Source organism: Cupriavidus sp. HMR-1, from assembly GCF_000319775.1.
Lineage (GTDB): Bacteria > Pseudomonadota > Gammaproteobacteria > Burkholderiales > Burkholderiaceae > Cupriavidus > Cupriavidus metallidurans.
In genome coordinates this window covers 1-17409 of the sequence record NZ_ANKP01000255.1, presented here as the reverse complement: position 1 = coordinate 17409, position 17409 = coordinate 1, and the positions used below count along the sequence as shown (strand labels likewise).

13 protein-coding genes and 1 pseudogene are annotated in these 17409 nt (G+C 66.0%); 3 read left to right on the top strand and 11 right to left on the bottom strand.

All coding sequences use genetic code 11. The features are described 5' to 3' along the window. Both D769_RS28100 and gatB read left to right on the top strand, forming a co-directional pair. A partial coding sequence (locus D769_RS28100; RefSeq protein WP_008651807.1) for a dienelactone hydrolase family protein occupies positions 1-908 on the top strand: 908 nt, incomplete at its 5' end. Continuing rightward, entirely contained in the window at positions 844-2442 is a 1599-nt protein-coding gene (gene gatB, locus D769_RS28095; RefSeq protein ID WP_277423014.1) for an Asp-tRNA(Asn)/Glu-tRNA(Gln) amidotransferase subunit GatB, read from the top strand. The genes D769_RS28100 and gatB, both read left to right, overlap by 65 nt. 72 nt (positions 2443-2514) lie before the next feature. Here the strand turns inward: gatB and D769_RS28090 are convergent, their stop codons facing one another. The 11 genes from D769_RS28090 to D769_RS28045 form a co-directional block, all read right to left on the bottom strand. Next, a complete protein-coding gene (locus D769_RS28090) occupies positions 2515-3417 on the bottom strand; it encodes a transglutaminase family protein (protein WP_008651804.1) in 903 nt (300 codons plus the stop codon). After that, positions 3414-6062 (bottom strand): circularly permuted type 2 ATP-grasp protein, encoded by a 2649-nt coding sequence (locus D769_RS28085; RefSeq protein ID WP_008651803.1) that lies wholly within the window; start codon positions 6060-6062, stop codon positions 3414-3416. The genes D769_RS28090 and D769_RS28085 overlap by 4 nt, the downstream gene beginning before the upstream one ends. Before the next feature lie 95 nt (positions 6063-6157). Continuing rightward, positions 6158-6868, bottom strand: a complete 711-nt coding sequence (locus D769_RS28080) for a tetratricopeptide repeat protein (RefSeq protein ID WP_008651802.1) — start codon at positions 6866-6868, stop codon at positions 6158-6160. Positions 6869-7006: 138 nt separating this feature from the next. Then, complete coding sequence (kdpE, locus tag D769_RS28075; protein WP_035881219.1) at positions 7007-7702, bottom strand: two-component system response regulator KdpE; 696 nt, start codon at positions 7700-7702, stop codon at positions 7007-7009. 1 nt (position 7703) lies between these two features. Next, positions 7704-10550 (bottom strand): sensor histidine kinase KdpD, encoded by a 2847-nt coding sequence (locus D769_RS28070; RefSeq protein ID WP_193750072.1) that lies wholly within the window; start codon positions 10548-10550, stop codon positions 7704-7706. A 205-nt stretch (positions 10551-10755) separates the two neighbouring features. After that, positions 10756-11367, bottom strand: coding sequence for a potassium-transporting ATPase subunit KdpC (gene kdpC / locus D769_RS28065; RefSeq protein ID WP_008651799.1), 612 nt, complete (start codon positions 11365-11367; stop codon positions 10756-10758). A gap of 21 nt (positions 11368-11388) precedes the next feature. Next, the gene (gene kdpB, locus D769_RS28060; RefSeq protein ID WP_040011313.1) at positions 11389-13629 is read right to left on the bottom strand and encodes a potassium-transporting ATPase subunit KdpB; all 2241 of its coding nucleotides are present in this window, start codon (positions 13627-13629) and stop codon (positions 11389-11391) included. Between the two features lie 18 nt (positions 13630-13647). Next, positions 13648-15480, bottom strand: a complete 1833-nt coding sequence (kdpA, locus tag D769_RS28055; protein WP_008651797.1) for a potassium-transporting ATPase subunit KdpA — start codon at positions 15478-15480, stop codon at positions 13648-13650. Then, positions 15480-15569 carry a K(+)-transporting ATPase subunit F gene (gene kdpF, locus D769_RS28050; protein ID WP_008651796.1) on the bottom strand — a complete coding sequence of 30 codons (90 nt, stop codon included), beginning with the start codon at positions 15567-15569 and terminating at the stop codon, positions 15480-15482. The genes kdpA and kdpF overlap by 1 nt, the downstream gene beginning before the upstream one ends. Continuing rightward, the gene (locus tag D769_RS32470; RefSeq protein ID WP_008651794.1) at positions 15569-15730 is read right to left on the bottom strand and encodes a hypothetical protein; all 162 of its coding nucleotides are present in this window, start codon (positions 15728-15730) and stop codon (positions 15569-15571) included. The genes kdpF and D769_RS32470 overlap by 1 nt, the downstream gene beginning before the upstream one ends. A gap of 223 nt (positions 15731-15953) precedes the next feature. Beyond that, positions 15954-16925 carry a magnesium and cobalt transport protein CorA gene (locus D769_RS28045; RefSeq protein WP_008651792.1) on the bottom strand — a complete coding sequence of 324 codons (972 nt, stop codon included), beginning with the start codon at positions 16923-16925 and terminating at the stop codon, positions 15954-15956. 198 nt (positions 16926-17123) lie between these two features. On the opposite strand from D769_RS28045, the pseudogene D769_RS28040 reads away from it, so the two are divergent. Further along, positions 17124-17409: pseudogene (locus D769_RS28040) on the top strand (septum site-determining protein MinC); the annotation flags it as partial.

Genomic DNA, 17409 nt, shown 5'->3' with positions numbered 1-17409 from the left:
CGCCGACCGCTTCCGCCAGCGCCCCCGTGACACCGGCTACGGCGGCCCTGGAACCGGCGGCCCAGCGGGTGCGCATTCCCGGCGATGGCGGCTCGCCGGAACTGACCGGATACTGGTTCACACCCCGCGAAGGCGGCCTGCCCCGTTCGCAGCCACTGCCCGTGGTGGTAGCACTGCACGGTTGCAATGGTCTGGTCGACATGCGCGTGGCCGCGAAGCGCGCGGGCACGATCGAGGAAGTCATCGATCCGGCCGGCGCGTTGCAGAGCCGCTACCGCGAGTACGCGCACTGGCTTGCCGAGCGTGGCTATGCGGTGCTGATGCCGGACAGCTACAGCGTGCGCGGCAGGGCCCAGGGCACCTGCGGCGACGCCCTCGAATCGCGCGCGATCGACGACCGGACGCGCCGGGGCGACGCGCTGGCCGCAATGCGATGGGTAGCCCGGCAACCTGGCATCGATGCCCGCCGCATCGTGCTGCTGGGCTGGTCCAACGGGGCGCAAGCCGTGCTGGCCACAATCGACGCCAGCCGGCCCTGGCCCGGCGGCACGCCCACGGTGGACCGTGCGGTGGCGTTCTATCCGGGATGCAAGCGCGCGGTGCAACAGCACAACTTCCGGCTGCGCTCGCCGCTGCTGCTGCTGATCGGCGGCGCGGACGACTGGACGCCCGCCACGCGCTGCGCGATGCTGCAGAACGCCGTGCAGTCGCGGCAGCCGGGCGCGCGCTTCCGGCTGGAGATCTATCCGGGCGCGTACCATGGCTTCGACGGCACGAGCGAACTGCATGTGCGGCGCGATGTGATCGCGGCGCGGCGCAACGGCGGCGTCACGGTGGGCGGCGATGCCGTGGCCCGCGTGGCCGCGCTGGGACAGCTCGATTCATGGCTTGCGAGCCCGGATCCCTGATATCACCGGGACCTGGCTCGACGAGCACCGAACACAGATACAGAAAGACTCAAATCAGGCTTACGAAGGAACAACCGCCATGCAATGGGAAGTGGTGATCGGCCTGGAGACGCACACGCAGCTCTCCACGGCCTCCAAGATTTTCTCCGGCACCTCCACCGCGTTCGGAGCCGAGCCCAATACGCAGGCCTCGCCCGTAGACCTGGCGTTGCCGGGCGTGCTGCCCGTGCTGAACCGCGGCGCCGTGGAGCGCGCCATCCAGTTCGGCCTGTCGATTGGCGCGACGATTGCGCCACGCAGCATCTTCGCGCGCAAGAACTACTTCTACCCTGACCTGCCGAAGGGCTACCAGATCAGCCAGTACGAGATCCCCGTCGTGCAAGGCGGCCAGATCACGATTCAGGTGGAAGGCAAGCAAGGCGTGTATGAAAAGACCGTCAACCTGACGCGCGCCCACCTCGAGGAAGACGCCGGCAAGTCGCTGCACGAGGACTTCGCTGGCATGACCGGCATCGACCTGAACCGCGCGGGCACGCCGCTGCTGGAAATCGTGACCGAGCCCGACATGCGCAGCTCGGCCGAGGCCGTGGCCTATGCCAAGGCCCTGCATTCGCTGGTGGTGTGGCTTGGCATCTGCGACGGCAACATGCAGGAAGGTAGCTTCCGCTGCGACGCCAATGTGTCCGTGCGTCCGGTGGGCCAGGAAAAATTCGGCACACGCCGCGAGATCAAGAACCTGAACTCGTTCCGCTTCCTGCAACAGGCCATCGACTACGAGGTGCAGTGGCAGATCGCCGAGATCGAGGATGGCCGCGAGATCGTGCAGGCCACCGTGCTGTTCGACCCGGACACTGGCGAGACGCGCGCGATGCGTACCAAGGAAGACGCGCACGACTACCGCTACTTCCCCGATCCGGACCTGATGCCGCTGGAGATCGACGCGGCGTGGGTCGAGCGCGTGAAGAGCGAACTGCCCGAGTTGCCGGCCACGATGCAGGCACGCTTCGTGTCGCAGTACGGCCTGTCGGCGTACGACGCAAGCACCATCACGGCAACGAAGTCGCTGGCGGCGTACTACGAGGCCGTCGTGACCAACGTTGGCGCGGCCAGCGCCAAGCCGGCGGCGAACTGGGTGATGGGCGAGATCGCATCGCAACTGAACCGCGAAGGCATCTCGATCGACGAAGCGCCCGTGCGCCCGGCGCAACTGGCCAAGCTGCTGGCACGCATTGCGGACGGCACGGTGTCGAACAACACCGCCAAGAAGGACGTGTTCCCGGCGATGTGGGCTGGCGAGTCCGACGGCGACGCCGACGCGATCATCGCGGCCAAGGGCCTGAAGCAGATGTCCGACACGGGCGAGCTGGAAAAGATCATCGACGACGTGCTGGCCGCCAACGCCAAGTCAGTCGAGGAATTCCGCGCCGGCAAGGAGAAGGCGTTCAACGCACTGGTCGGCCAGGCCATGAAGGCCACCAAGGGCAAGGCTAACCCGGCGCAGGTCAATGAACTGCTGAAGAAGAAGCTGGGCTGATATCGGCACCCTGGAAGTGAAGAAGCCGGTCATGCATCAAGCGTGGCCGGCTTTTTTTGCGCCTGGCGTTCGCTATGCCGATATCACCGGCACCACGCTGACCTCCACCCCCACCGTATGCTCCCCGCCCCCTACGATCACCCCATGCAGCAGCGGCACATCGCTATAGTCGCGTGCGATGGCCAGCGTCACGTGTCGCGTGTCGGCCAGCATTGCATTGGTGGGATCGAGATCGATCCAGCCATTCTCCGGGCACCAGACGCCGGCCCATGCATGTGAGGCATCGGCGCCCAGCAACCTCGGCTCGCCTGGCGGCGGATCGGTGCACAGGTAACCGCTGACGTAGCGGGCCGGCAGGCCGATCGAGCGCAGGCAGCCGATCATCACCTGTGCGAAGTCCTGGCAGACGCCGCTGCGCAGCGCGAACGCTTCCAGCGCCGGCGTATGCACCTCCGTGATCTCGCTGTGATAGTCGAAGTCGGCGTGAATGCGATGCATCAGATCGATGGCGCCAGCCGCAACCGTCACGCCGGGCCCGAAGCTCCGGAGCGCGTAGTCGCGCAGGCTGTCATGCAATGCGACGTTGGGCGACGCATACACAAACTCCGTCTCGGGATGAAAGGGCTGGCCTGCGCGATAGCGTAGCCGCTTCGCGGCGTCTTCCCAGCGCGGACTGCGGGCGATATCGAGCGTCTGCCAGCGCGGCTTCAGTGTGACGATGCTGTTAGCTGTCAGCCACATCGTCTCGTGCGGCACGTCGAGCATGAAATGCAGCACGTTGTTGCCGAACCCGTCGGTACGCATGTGCTGGTGGGACGGGGAGGGGTCCACCTCGATCGAATGGGCCCCGACGGTCTGCCACGCGCAGGATGGCGGCGTCACCACGGCACGCTGCTGCGCAAGCTCGACCGGCCATGCGTAATGGTAGGTGGTGGTGTGGTGCACGCTGAGCGTGGTCGTGCCGATGTCGCTCATGGCAGTTCGGTTTCGATTGTCACGCCGGCGTGACTGAAGTAGCGGCCGCCGATCTCTTCGGACAACTTTGCCATGCGCGCACCAAGCTGATCGCACAGCGCCCCGAGCGTGGTCTGACGCCCCTGCCGGTTGCTCGCGCACAGCAGCGTGCGCGAAGGCAGCGCGCTGGCTGGCGGCAGCATCTCCGCCAGCGGCACACGCGTCTGCCCCGTGGCGCCGGTGGGCAGTTGCACGAGCTTGGCGCGCAAGCGATCCAGCACACCATAGATGCCGCGCGGATTGGTCGGATCGAGCACGAGCAGATCGACCAGCGCAGGTACATCGGCGCGGCCGGGAAACAGCGATCGGAACGACAACGTGCTGTCGAACAGATGCAGCAGCAGGTCCACACCACTGCGCGAGTACAACGCGCCGCTCCGCTCGGCCACTTCCAGGAACAGCGCCAGCGTGCCGAGCCGTTCAATATGGCGGCCGATGAATACCAGCCGCCACGCCACGTCGCGCGCCATGCGGTCGCCCTGTGCGCCGCTTATCGCGCCAAGCTGCATCGACAGGTGCTCGAGCGCTGCCAGCACCTTCGAGCGATCGTAAGCGCCCTCCCCCGCCGATGGACCATCCGGGCAGGCTGCCCGCATCGCATCGCTAAAGTCATTACGCGCGGCCAATATCGTGCGCCAGTGATCGTTCGAGAGCCGGTTGCGGATCTCGTTGGCCGCGCCGGCATGGCTGGCGAGCGTCGGGCCCAGCCCTGAATCCGCGTCGGGGTTGGCCAGCGCGGAAACGAGGGCATATTCGAACGCTCGCAACGATGCTCGCGGCGATGGCGTCTGCGGCGGCACCAGCCCGAACCATGTTGCCAGGTCACCGATCATCGTCAGCGTGCCGTCGTCGGTTTCGTCGTTCGATTCGATCGAACCGAGGATCTGCCGGCACAGACGTACAAGGTTCTCTGCGCGCTCGGCGTAGCGGCCCGCCCAGTACAGGTTCTCGGCCGCGCGGCTCGACACCGTCAGCTGCCGGGCAAGCGCCGATCCTGTCGTTGCGCTCATCGCCGCCAACCCGGCGCGCGCCGAGGTCAGCGGCACCGCGTGCGTCGGCTGGCTCGACAGCACCCACGTGTCGGCACTGGTGCCGCCGATCTGCATCGATACCGCCTCGCGATGCGGCGGGGCCAGACGCGTGAATCCGCCCGGCATCACCTGCCAGCCGCCATTGCCATCGGCAATCGCATAAACCCGCAGCATGGCCGGGCGCGAGCCAATGCGGCCGCCGCCATGGCCGTCGGGTTCCCAGCACGGCATATGCGAGAGCGGCAGCGGCGCCTGCACGGTATAGCGATCGGGCGACGCGTCGATGCGCGCGCGCCAGTCCGCCAGTTTCTGCAACCCCTGCTCCATGCCAAGCGGCGCGTCTGCAGGCGTGCGCGGATAGGTGGGCATCACGAACGCTTCGTCGAGCAGACCCAGTGCCTCGTGCCACGCCGGCGCCTCGCCGCACCACCAGCTCGACACCGCCGGCAGGACCAGCGGTTCGCCGAGCAACGCCTGCGCCACGCCGGGCAGGAAACCGTGGATCGCGGGCGACTCGAGAAAGCCGGAGCCCGGCACGTTCGACACCATCACATTGCCCGCACGCATCGCTTCGAGCAGGCCCGGCACGCCGATCATCGAGTCGCCACGCAGTTCGAGGGGGTCGCAGAACACATCGTCGAGGCGACGCAGGATCACGTCCACGCGCTCCAGACCGCCAAACGTCTTCAGATAGACCACGTCATTGCGCACGGTCAGGTCCTTGCCTTCGACCAGCGTGATGCCGAGATAGCGCGCCAGGAACGTGTGCTCGAAGAACGTCTCGTTGTATGGCCCCGGCGATAGCAGCACGATCTGCCGCCCCGCCTGCAAGGGTCTGGGGCTGCCGGGCTCGCCCGTCAGCGGCGTCAACGGCGTCAGCGGCGCCAGCGCGAGTGTGGAGATCAGCTGGGCGAACGCCTGCGGGAGCCGCCGCACACGCATCTCGCGGAACGCCTCGGCGAACTGGCCCGAGACGATCAGGCGATTTTCGAGCGCATAGCCCATGCCAGACGGTGTCTCCGTCCGGTGCGCAATCACGGTCCAGCCATTCGCGGTATGGACGAGATCCACCGCCACGGTCTGCAGGTAGCTGCCACCCGGCGGCCGGTAGCCCTTTAGCGGCCGCATGTAGCCGGGATGCCCATAGACGAGCCCCGGTGGCAGCAGGCCGCGCTTGAGCAGCAGCTGTGGGCCGTAGATGTCGGCCATGATCGCGTTGGCCAACGTCGCGCGCTGCGCCACGCCCGCTTCGATAGTGGCCCAGTCCTGCTCCGGCACCAGAAGCGGAAACACTTCGAGTTGCCACGCGCGCGCGCCATCGCCCTGGTCGGCACGGATGTTGTACGTGACGCCGTTCTGGCGAATCTGCCGCGCCACGGCGGTCGCGTGGGCATTGAGTGCGTCTGGCGGTGGATCGCCGAGTACCGAGAAGAAGCGGGCCCAGCATTCGCGCAACGCGCCATCGGGCAAGCGCAACTCGTCGAGGTGGCCGTCCGGCACGGGCAACGCCAGTCGCCCAGCCATCAGGGCAGGCGCATCGGGTCCTTCAAGAGGCAGTGACGACTGCGAGGGCAAGGGCTACGGTCTCCGGGATGCATCGGCGCAATGCGCAGCGAGTATGACAGGATCGGCGCCCACGTCGCTCACGCCGGGCATATCACGCATATCGCTCACATCGGGCCCTTCGCGGGCTGCGCGCCCTCGTCCTGCAGCGAACGCAGCTTGGCCAGCGCGCCCGGATCGCCATGCGCGGCAGCGCGGGCGTACCAGAGCTTGGCCTGTTCGATATCGCGATCCACCACGCCCGGATACCCGCGCTCGTAGTAGCTGGCAACGATGTACTGCGCGCCTTCGTCGCCGGCTGCGGCTGCCTTGCTGTACCAGTGGAACGCGCGACCGTAGTCGAGGGGCACGCCCCGACCGGTGAAGTAATTGGTGGCGAGCGCCACCTGCGCCTGCACATGCCCCCCCTGCGCCGCGAGTTCATACCAGCGGTTGGCCTCGGGCAGCGATTTCGGCACCACGTCACCGCGTTCGTACAGATCGCCGAATGTGAACTGCGCGTGGGTCATCTGGTTGTCTGCCGCGCGGCGCAGCCAGACCAGCGCCTCCTGCGGCTTCGCCGGCGTGCCTTCGCCACGCAGCAACATCATCGCGTAGTCGAACTGGGCCAGCCGGTTGCCTTTCTGCGCGGCCGCGGCAAAGCCCTGGATCGCCACATCGAAATTGCCAGCCTGGTAGGCAGCCACCGCCGCCTGGGTCTGTTCCTGTGCCGGTTGCGGTCGCTCGGTTGCTGCGTAAGCACTCAATCCGGACAGGGCGCAGGCCAACGCCAGTGCAGCGACGGACTGGCGGATCGTTGGGGCGGCAAGTTGCGACATGGCTGGCTCCGATCCGGCTAGGCGCGTCTGGGGGTGTTTGATTCAGTGTAGTGGGCGATCCGTGGGAATTTATATGTCGATGACAAATTATCAACTCAACTTATTCTTCGTTATTATTCGTCGTACTTATAATACGGCTCAGCCGGCGAACCGATATCCAACGCCCACCTCTGTCAGCAGATGCGCGGGCTGGGCCGGATCGACCTCGAGCTTGTGGCGCAGGTGGCCCATATAGACCCGCAGGTAGTGGCTGCTCTCCGAGTGCGAGGGGCCCCAGACCTCGCGCAGCAGTTCCCGGTGCGTCATGACCTTGCCACGATGGGCGATCAGCACGGCCAGCAGGCGGTACTCGATCGGCGTCAGATGCACCTGATCGTCGCCGCGCATGACGAGCCGGTTGGCCAGGTCCACGCGCACGTCGCCGAACGTGATCTGGGGCGTGCCCTGGGGATTCGCCTTGGCGTGCCGGCGCAGCAGCACGCGCACGCGCGCCACCAGTTCACCGACGCCGAACGGCTTGGTCAGGTAGTCGTCCGCGCCCGCATCGAGCGCGGCGATCTTGTCGGCTTCGCCGGTGCGTGCCGATAGCACCAGCACAGGCACCTCGGTCCAGGTGCGCATCTCGCGGATCAGTGTCATGCCATCGCCATCAGGCAGGCCGAGGTCCAGGATCACCACATCCGGCTGGCGCGTGCCGGCGTCGATCAGGCCGCGCTTGAGCGTATCGGCCTCGTGCACCGTGCAGCCCTCGGACTGCAGCGATTCACGCACGAAGCGACGGATGTGGGGTTCGTCCTCGACCAGCAACACGGTCGGCGAATAATCGAAAGGCATGTCAGTGATGATCCGGAATGGGTTCGTCCAGCGACTCTGGCTCGATAGCCGGTGGATTGCCGCGCGGCAGCGCCAGCGTGAATCGCGAACCACGTGGGTGGGCGGCCTCCACCCAGATGCGACCGCCATGGGCCTGCATGATCGCCTCGCAGACAGCCAGGCCGAGCCCGACGCCCGAGGTGGCCGATTCGCGCTCGCCACGCGTGAATTTCTCGAAAATGTAGCGCTCCTGGCCCGACTGCACGCCCGGACCTTCGTCTTCCACGGACAGTTGCACCTCGTCGCCCACCACCGCGCCGCGGATGCGGATGGCGGTGCCTGCCGGCGTGTACTTCGCCGCGTTCTCCAGCAGGTTGCACAGCACACGCTCCATCAGCACATCGTCGCACTCCACCAGCGGCAACTCCGCGAGATTCATCACCTCCACATGGTGCCGACCGAGCACGTCCCGCATCGACGCCAGCGCCGCGCCAATCAGTTCCTCAAGCGATTGCCAGCCGCGCTTGAGCGCCAGGTCGTGATGCTGCAGGCGCGCCATGTCGAGCAGGTTGACGACCATCGTGCGCATCCGTTGCGCCTGAACGCGCATTGCCTCGACCGTCTCCGCGACGCTGGCCGGCAGCGGCGTCTCTGCACGCTGCAGCGTTTCGGCCATGCCGATCAGCCCGGTCAGCGGCGTGCGCAGATCATGCGACACCGCGGCCAGCAGCGAACTGCGCAGCCGTTCCGACTCGATCGACACCAGCGCGCGCTGCGCCACGTCGACGTAATGGATACGCTCGATCGCGATCGCGATCAGCGTGGCAAAGACATCGGCCTGACGACGCAATGCCGGGTCCGCCAGCGCCCGCCACGCGCGCGGCTCCACGGCCAGCACGCCGCGCGTCTGCATCGGCGCCTTCAGCGGCAGATACAGCACCGTGCTGCCGGGTAGCGTGTGCGTCCCCGTACCCGCGGGCTGACCGTGATCGAACACCCATTGCGCCAACACCTTGTCGATGGCATCGCCTTTGCCTGTCCGCGGCTCCGGTGTCTTTTCTCCGCCGGCCATCGGCATGAGCCGTCCGTTCTCTGCGACGAGGAAGAACGTGCCGTCCGCGTCAAAGGCGGCACGCAGGAAGCGACCACCGATCTCGACAATCTGCTGCGCCGTCAGCGCAGCGGACAGCTCGCGCGCCAGCTCATAGAGCGTGCGCGCATCGGTTTCACGCCGCACGGACACCTGAGCCTGCTCGCGCAGTCCCGCCGTAAGCTGGCCGATCACCAGACCAACCGCCAGCAGCACGAAGAACGTCAGCAGGTACTGCACGTCGCTGACGGCGAACGACATTCTGGGCGGCACGAAGAAGAAGTCGAACGCCGCCACCGAAATCACCGATGCCAATGCCGCCGGTCCCCGGCCATGACGCAACGCCACGCCTACCACGGCAACCAGGAACAGCATCGCGATATTGACCAGGTCGAACCAGGGTCTGGTCAGCGTCGACAGGAACGTCGCCGCCATGCACCAGACCACGGCCCAGCCATAGTTAAGACGGCGCACGCGGGCAAGCTCGGCTTCAGCCTCCGCATCGTGCGCCGCGGTGGATAGCCCTTCCTGCGCTCGCGGACGCAGGTCCGCCCGTGTGGAGTCGGCCGCCACGCGGATCACGTCGATCTCCGGGCAACCCGCCGCCAGCGCATCGGCGAACATCTGCCGGCCGAACAGCCGGTTGCCGACACCAAGCATCGGCGACAGCGCGCGGGCCAGCAAGGCACGCCCCTTGTCGATCCAGTTTCCTCGCGCATACCAGTCGGCAGGGGCGCGGCCAAGCAGCACCTTGGTCAGGTTGTGGCGTCGCACGTAGCCTGCCACCGCCTTGACCATGTCGTTGCCGGCGAGCGTCTCCGTACGGGCCCCCAGTTCCTCTGCCAATTGCATGGCGGCGCGCATGCGCGCGCGGACCTCGTTGGATGGCGGCATCAACTGGGGCGTGGCGATTGTCACCACATGCCAGTCGCAATCGAGCTGGCCCGCCAGACGCTGCGCGCTGCGCACCACCTGCTCGGCATCGTCGCCGGTGCCGATGCACGCCACGAGGGCTTCGCGCGTGCGCCAGACCAGATCGATCGATTCTGCATGTCGATATGCACGCACATCGTCGTCGACACGATCGGCGGTCCGCCGCAACGCGAGTTCGCGCAGCGCGATCAGGTTGCCTTTGCGGAAGAAATTGCGTGCGGCGTGGCGCGCCTGATCGGGCAGGTAGACCTTGCCCTCGCGCAACCGGCGCAGCAGCTCATCGGCGGGCAGGTCCACCAGTACCACTTCGTCGGCGCCGTCGAACACCGCATCGGGCACGGTCTCCCAGACGCGCACACCGGTGATGCCACCCACGGCCTGATTGAGGCTGTCCAGGTGCTGCACATTGACCGTGGTCCAGACGTCGATGCCTGTGGCCTGCAGTTCCTGGATGTCCTGCCAGCGTTTCGGGTGCCGGCTGCCCGCGGCGTTCGAATGCGCGAGTTCATCGACCAGAATCAGCGCGGGGCGTCGGGCCAGCGCGCCGTCGAGATCGAACTCCGCCAGAACGCGGTCCCGATACGGAACCTCGCGCAGCGGCAGGCGCTCGAGTCCATCAAGCAGAGCCTCGGTCTCGGCGCGGCCATGTGTCTCGACCACGCCGACCACCACGTCCACGCCCTGTTCGCGCAACGCGCGCGCGGCGCCCAGCATGGCAAAGGTCTTGCCAACGCCGGCCGACGCGCCGAAGTACACGCGCAGTTTGCCGCGAGCGGCACGCGCGCGCTCCGCCTGCATGCGTTGCAGCAGGGCGTCGGGGTCCGGGCGGGCGTCTGGATCGGTCATCGGCAACGGCGGTTGGTGGCGATGATTGTGCCACGCAGGCGATTGCCATGCGTACATGCGTCTGTCCCCAACTCCACACACGGGAGGGCGGGGCAAACCATCAGCGTTTCACAGGCCTTCGACGTTCCCCCCGCTCCCGCCTGCGCGGGCAGGGCAAGGGCGAGGGGAAGACGGAGGGCAAACCAGGTATCAACGGCCACCAGATCTATTTCAGCCCATCCAGCGCCAGGTTCAGCGCAAGCACATTGACCACCGGCTCGCCAAGAACCGCCAGACCAGGGTCTTTGGTATTGGCGGCGATCAGCGCCTCGACCTTCTCTAATGACACGCCGCGCAACCGCGCCACGCGAGCGGCCTGGTACTGTGCCGCTGCCGGGCTGATATGCGGATCGAGACCGCTACCAGACGCCGTCACCAGATCCACCGGAACCGGCGCCTTGTTGTCCGGATCCGCTTCCCTGAGCGCGTCTATGCGCGCTTTCGCGGCGTCCGTCAGCGCCGGATTGGTCGGCCCCAGGTTTGAGCCGCCCGACGCCGTGCCGTTGTAAGGCATCGGCGCCGTAGCCGACAGGCGGCCCCAGAAGTACTTCGGGTCCGAGAACGGCTGGCCGATCAGTTCGGAACCGACCGTCTTGCCATCCTTGACGATCAGCGAGCCCGCTGCCTGATGCGGAAACACCGCGCGCGCAATGCCGGTGACAACGCCGGGATAGAGCAGGCCGGTCACCACCGACAGCACGATGAAAACAGTCAGCGCCGGGCGCAACAGCCCAGTCTGACGCGGCACCTGCGCGACGGTATTGCTTTGTGTAGTCATTTGCGATTCTCCTTGCGATGCTCAGACCCAGCCGAACATCGTCAGCAACATGTCGATCAGCTTGATCCCGACGAACGGCACCACGATGCCACCCAGGCCATAGATCAGCAGATTGCGGCGCAGCAGCACCGCCGCGCCCAGCGGGCGGTACACCACGCCGCGCAACGCCAGCGGAATCAGCGCGACGATGATGAGCGCATTGAAGATCACCGCGGACATGATGGCCGAGCCCGGTGTCGACAGGCCCATCACGTTGAGCAGATTGAGCTGCGGATAGGTGGTGGCGAACGCGGCCGGGATGATGGCGAAATACTTGGCCACGTCGTTGGCCACGCTGAACGTGGTCAACGACCCGCGCGTCATCAGCATCTGCTTGCCGATCTCTACGATCTCGATCAGCTTGGTTGGATTGCTGTCCAGGTCGACCATATTGCCGGCCTCGCGCGCGGCCTGCGTGCCGCTGTTCATCGCCACGGCCACATCGGCCTGCGCCAGCGCCGGGGCATCGTTGGTACCGTCGCCGGTCATCGCCACAAGACGCCCTTCGCTCTGGTACTCGCGAATCAGCGCCAGCTTTGCCTCTGGCGTGGCCTCGGCGAGGAAGTCGTCGACACCGGCCTCGGCCGCGATCGACGCAGCGGTCAACCGGTTGTCGCCGGTGATCATCACCGTGCGGATGCCCATCTTGCGCAGTTCGACAAAGCGCTCGCGGATGCCGGCCTTGACGATGTCCTTGAGCTCGATCACACCGAGCACTCGCACCGATTCCTCGGTGCCCTGCGCGATGGATTCCGCCACCACCAGCGGCGTGCTGCCCGCGCGCGCCACATCATCGACGGCCTGCATCACCACATCGGGGAACTTGCCCGCGCGCTCGGTCACGTAACGGCGTACCGCATCGGCCGCGCCCTTGCGCACGCTGCGCACGATCTGGCCATTGGCCACGTCGACACCGCTCATGCGCGTCTGCGCGGTGAACGGCACGAACACCGGCGCCGCCAGTCCCCGCTCGCCCATCTCCGGCGCGCTCACGTCTGACTGCTGGCGTGCCAGCACAACGATGCTGCGGCCTTCCGGCGTTTCATCGGCCAGCGACGACAGCCATGCGGCCTCGGCGAGCTGACGCTCGGTAACGCCGGGCGCGCAGATGAAGCGCGAAGCCTGGCGATTGCCATGTGTGATCGTGCCGGTCTTGTCGAGCAGCAGCACGTCGACATCGCCCGCCGCTTCCACCGCGCGGCCCGACGTGGCAATCACGTTCGCTTCCATCATGCGGCTCATGCCGGCGACGCCGATGGCTGACAGCAGGCCACCGATCGTGGTCGGAATCAGGCAGACCAGCAGCGCCACGAGCACCGTCACCGAGACCGGCACGCCGGCCTTGGTCACCAGCACTGCGTAGAGCGAATACGGCTGCAGCGTGGCTGTGGCCAGCAACAGCACCAGCGTGAGACCCACCAGCAGAATCGTCAGCGCGAGTTCGTTCGGTGTCTTCTGGCGCTTCGCGCCTTCGACCATACTGATCATGCGGTCGATGAAGCTCTCGCCGGGGTTGGCCGTGATGCGCACAATGATCCAGTCCGACAGCACACGCGTGCCACCAGTGACCGACGAGAAGTCGCCACCCGACTCACGGATCACCGGCGCCGATTCGCCAGTGATAGCGCTTTCATCGACCGACGCCACGCCCTCGATGACTTCGCCATCGCCCGGGATCATGTCGCCGGCCTCGACGAGCACGACGTCGCCCTTGCGCAGTTCTGTGGCCGCACGCTGCTCGGTGGCCCCCTGCGCGCGCGCTTCCCGCGCATCGCGATAGCCGGCGCGCACCACGCGTGCCATGGTGGTGGTCTTGAGTCCGCGCAGCGCGGCGGCCTGCTGCTTGCTGCGACCTTCAGCCAGGGCTTCGGCGAAGTTCGCGAACAGTACCGTGAACCAGAGCCATACCGTCACGGCCAGGATGAAGCCGGCCGATTCGCCACCCGGCGTCGGGTGCAGCCAGGCACGCACGCACAGGATCGACGTCAGGATGCTGCCGGCGTAGACCACGAACATCACCGGGTTGCGCAACTGATCGCGCGGATTCAGCTTGCGGAAGGCATCGACGATGGCCGGCTTCACCAGCTCGGGCGACATCATGCCGCGCGAAGGACGCGGATGGCCTGGCAGGCCCCCGCCTGTCATCACCGTGGAACCCGGTGCCGGATTGCGCGACGCCGTGCCGGCAGCGCTGGAGCGTGTCGCGGTGGATTGTTGTTGCATGTGCGATTCTCCGCAGGATTACTTAGCAGCCGCGGTCACCGCCGCGGGCTGCAGTTGCTCCGCCACGGGCCCGAGGGCCAGTGCCGGCACATAGGTCAGCGCGCCAACCAGCAGCACCGAACCCACGAGCAAAACGATGAACAGCGGGCCATGTGTCGGCATGGTGCCGGCTGTGACTGGCGTACGGCGCTTGGCAGCCAGCGAACCGGCCATCGCCAGCACCGGCACGATGATCCAGAAACGTCCGAACCACATGGCCGCGGCCAGAAGCGTGTTGTAGAACGGTGTGTTGGCGGAAAGGCCGGCAAACGCGCTGCCGTTGTTGTTCGACGCCGACGACAGCGCATACAGGATCTCGGAGAAACCGTGCGTGCCCGGATTGAACACGCCGGCCCGACCCGGCTCCAGCATCACCGCGATGGCGGTACCCACGAGTACGAGCAGCGGCGTGACCAGGATCGCCACGGCGGTCATCTTCATCTCGTAGGCCTCGATCTTCTTGCCGAGGTACTCGGGCGTGCGTCCAATCATCAGGCCCGCGATAAACACGGCCAGCACGGCGTACACGAGCATCCCGTAGAGGCCCGATCCCACGCCGCCAAACACGACTTCACCCAGTTGCATCAGCAACATCGGCACCAGACCGCCAATGGCCGTGAACGAGTCGTGCATGGCGTTGACCGCGCCGCACGAAGCGGCGGTCGTGATCGTGGCGAACAGCGAAGTGGCCGATATGCCGAAGCGCACTTCCTTGCCTTCCATGTTGCCGCCTGCCTGCAGTGCGGACGCGGCGTGGTCGATCGGCAGAGACGACAGCGCCGCCGTGATGTGCTGCTCGGACGCCATCGCCGCCACGGCCATCACGACGAAGATCACCGTCATCGAGGCCAGCACGGCCACGCCCTGCCGCCGGTCCCGCACCATCTCGCCAAACGTGAAGCAAAGAGCCGCCGGGATCAGGAAGATCGCCAGCATCTCGATGAAATTGGACAACGGCGTCGGGTTCTCATACGGATGCGCCGAGTTCGCGTTGAAGAAGCCGCCACCATTGGTGCCGAGCATCTTGATCGCTTCCTGCGAGGCCACGGGCCCCATCGCCAGCGTTTGCGTGGTCGTCCTCATCGCCTCTGTCACGGGCTTGCCTTGCGGGTCGAGCACGGGCTGGCCCGCCGCATCGACCTTGGGCTGCGTGTACTCGACCGCCGTGACGAGATTCGCGTCCTTGTAGCCGTCGAAGTTCTGGATCACGCCCTGGCTGACCAGCAGCAGCGCGGTGATCACCGACAGCGGCAGCAGCACGTAGAGCGTGGTGCGCGTGATATCGACCCAGAAGTTGCCAATCGTGGCCGAGGTATGGCGCGCGAAGCCACGGATCAGAGCGAAGACCACGGCAATGCCAGTGGCTGCGGAGACGAAGTTCTGGACCGTCAGGGCCAGCATCTGCGTCAGGTAGCTCATCGTCGACTCGCCGCTGTAGCCTTGCCAGTTCGTATTGGTGACAAAGCTGATGGCGGTGTTGAACGACGAATCGGGCGAGACCGCGCCAAACGCCTGCGGATTCAGTGGCAGCAAACCCTGCACGCGCTGGAGCGCGTAGACGGCGATCACGCCGATCACGTTGAAGAGGAGCACCGCGATGGCGTATTGCTTCCAGCCCATTTCGGCATCGGCACGCACACCGGCCACGCGATACAGCACGCGCTCGATGGGCCGCCCCCAGGCGGTCAGGCTGAAGTTGCCCTCCTCGACGGCACGGCGCATGTAGCGGCCCAGGAATGGGCCCACCACGAACAGGATGGCCAGAAACAGAACCAGCAGTCCGAGAAATTGAGTGAAGTGCGGTGTCGACATCAGAATTTCTCCGGCCGGAACAGCGCAATGAGCAGGTAAATGAAGAGCGCGGCGGCCAGGCCGGCGCTAAGCAGGTCAGTCCATTCCATTACTGCCCCCTGTTGTCGGCGGCTGGCCTGGAATCGGCAGCGGCGGCTTCGCCGTTACCTCGACTGGCCGGCGGATTGGCGCCAAGCGCGGCGCACAGAGCCAGCAGCGCGCCCGTCAACGCGCCGAAGGCCAGCAATACAAGGAAGTAGATCCCGTCCATGACTTGTGCAGGCGATAACACCTGACTGAGTGATTTACGGATAGCAGGTTAGGGATCGGGGGGTAAAAACGGGGTAGAGAGGCGGGAGGGGGGTGTAAACGAAATATAAAAATGCAGGAGACCAGCAACTGCTGGCGCTGGAAGACGGTTCGGCCGATGTCTTCAGGAGGGGGATCCCCCCACTCCGGCCCTTGGGAGAAGGGAGATCATGGCGACGAAACCGTCAGATCCAGCCCGCGCGGTGCAGCTTGCGCCAGAGAAAGCTGCACGCGGCCGCCGTGAAGCCGATCACCACGGGATACGCGTAGTGGAACTTCAGTTCCGGCATGAAGTTGAAGTTCATGCCATAAAGCGAGAACACGACGGTAGGCACCGCCAGAATCGCACCCCACCCGGCCAGCCGCTTGACCACCTCGTTCTGCGTCACGGTAACCAGCGCCAGGTTGACCTGGACGGCCGTCGTCAGCATCTCTCGTACCACGTCGAGTGTGCGCACAACGCGGCTGCTGTGGTCCTGGATATCGCGGAAGTACGCGCGCAGGTCCTTTGGCACAAGGTCTTCATGCAGGCGGATCAACTGGCTGCAGATGTCTTCGACCGGATAGACCACGTTGCGCAGGCGCAAGACCTGATGCTTGACCTTGTAGAGACGCTCGATGGCCGCGCGATCGAACTCGTCGTGGAAGATGTCCTGCTCCAGCGCCTCGAAGGCTTCTTCGAGCCGGGTCACGATCGGCAGGTAGTGATCGACGATGTAGTCCATCAACGCATAGAGCACGAACCCCGTGCCATGCGCCATGCCGCGCGGGTCTTCCTCGCAGCGTTCGCGCACCGGCGTGTAGGTGGAACTGGCGCCATGCCGCACCGAAACTACGTAGTTCGGGCCGACATACAGATGCGTCTCACCCACCACCACTTCGTCGTCGACCAGGCGCGCGGTACCCAGCACCACGAACACCGAGTCACCGTAGGCCTCGATCTTGGGGCGCTGATGTGGCTCCAGCGCGTCCTCCACGGCCAGGTCGTGCAGACCGAACGCCTGCTGCACCTTGCGCAGCAGCGGCAGGTCTGGTTCGTGCAGCCCCAGCCAGACGAAGGTGCCGGGCTCGGCCAGCGCTCTGGCAATGCCGTCGAACTCCACATCTCCGACCTTTCTGCCTTCGCGATAGGCCGCGCAGTTAACGATGGCTCCCATGGATGCTCCGTACTTGAGGACGTGCAATCGTAACAAGCCGAGGCATTCGGTGTGAACCATCCCCGCCATCACCACTTTTTGACATGTAGCTGGCGCGCCCGTGGTCCGCATCGGCCACCTGGGGCTAGCCGTCCGACATTTGTTACAGTTCCCCGGAGATACGACGTTAGAATGTGGCATTTCCACGGTCACCCGGCTATGTCTCAGAAGAAATCGCCACGCTTCGAGCTGCGCAGTGGCAACGTCGACGCCCTCCTTCTCGCTCTCAATACCGCCGATCTGGACGCGGTGCGGGACGACCTCCTCTCCCGCTTCGAGTCAACCCCCGATTTCTTTTCCGATGACGTCGTCGCGCTGGACCTGCGCCGCCTGGAAGGCGACGGGGCGCTGGCGCTGGACCGTGTGATCGACACCCTGGCCACCCTCAAGGCCCGTGCCATCGGCGTGGTGGCCCGTGCCGACCAGCGCGACTGGGCCGGCGGCT

Bases quoted from the DNA above. Each gene is read 5' to 3' on its own strand.
- kdpE (WP_035881219.1), bottom strand. From the start codon at position 7,702: ATGCCTTTCGATTATTCGCCGACCGTGTTGCTGGTCGAGGACGAACCC.
- D769_RS32470 (WP_008651794.1), bottom strand. From the start codon at position 15,730: ATGGACGGGATCTACTTCCTTGTATTGCTGGCCTTCGGCGCGTTGACG.
- D769_RS28090 (WP_008651804.1), bottom strand. From the start codon at position 3,417: ATGAGCGACATCGGCACGACCACGCTCAGCGTGCACCACACCACCACC.
- kdpA (WP_008651797.1), bottom strand. From the start codon at position 15,480: ATGTCGACACCGCACTTCACTCAATTTCTCGGACTGCTGGTTCTGTTT.
- D769_RS28045 (WP_008651792.1), bottom strand. From the start codon at position 16,925: ATGGGAGCCATCGTTAACTGCGCGGCCTATCGCGAAGGCAGAAAGGTC.
- gatB (WP_277423014.1), top strand. From the start codon at position 844: ATGCCGTGGCCCGCGTGGCCGCGCTGGGACAGCTCGATTCATGGCTTG.
- D769_RS28080 (WP_008651802.1), bottom strand. From the start codon at position 6,868: ATGTCGCAACTTGCCGCCCCAACGATCCGCCAGTCCGTCGCTGCACTG.
- kdpF (WP_008651796.1), bottom strand. From the start codon at position 15,569: ATGGAATGGACTGACCTGCTTAGCGCCGGCCTGGCCGCCGCGCTCTTC.
- kdpB (WP_040011313.1), bottom strand. From the start codon at position 13,629: ATGCAACAACAATCCACCGCGACACGCTCCAGCGCTGCCGGCACGGCG.
- kdpC (WP_008651799.1), bottom strand. From the start codon at position 11,367: ATGACTACACAAAGCAATACCGTCGCGCAGGTGCCGCGTCAGACTGGG.
- D769_RS28070 (WP_193750072.1), bottom strand. From the start codon at position 10,550: ATGACCGATCCAGACGCCCGCCCGGACCCCGACGCCCTGCTGCAACGC.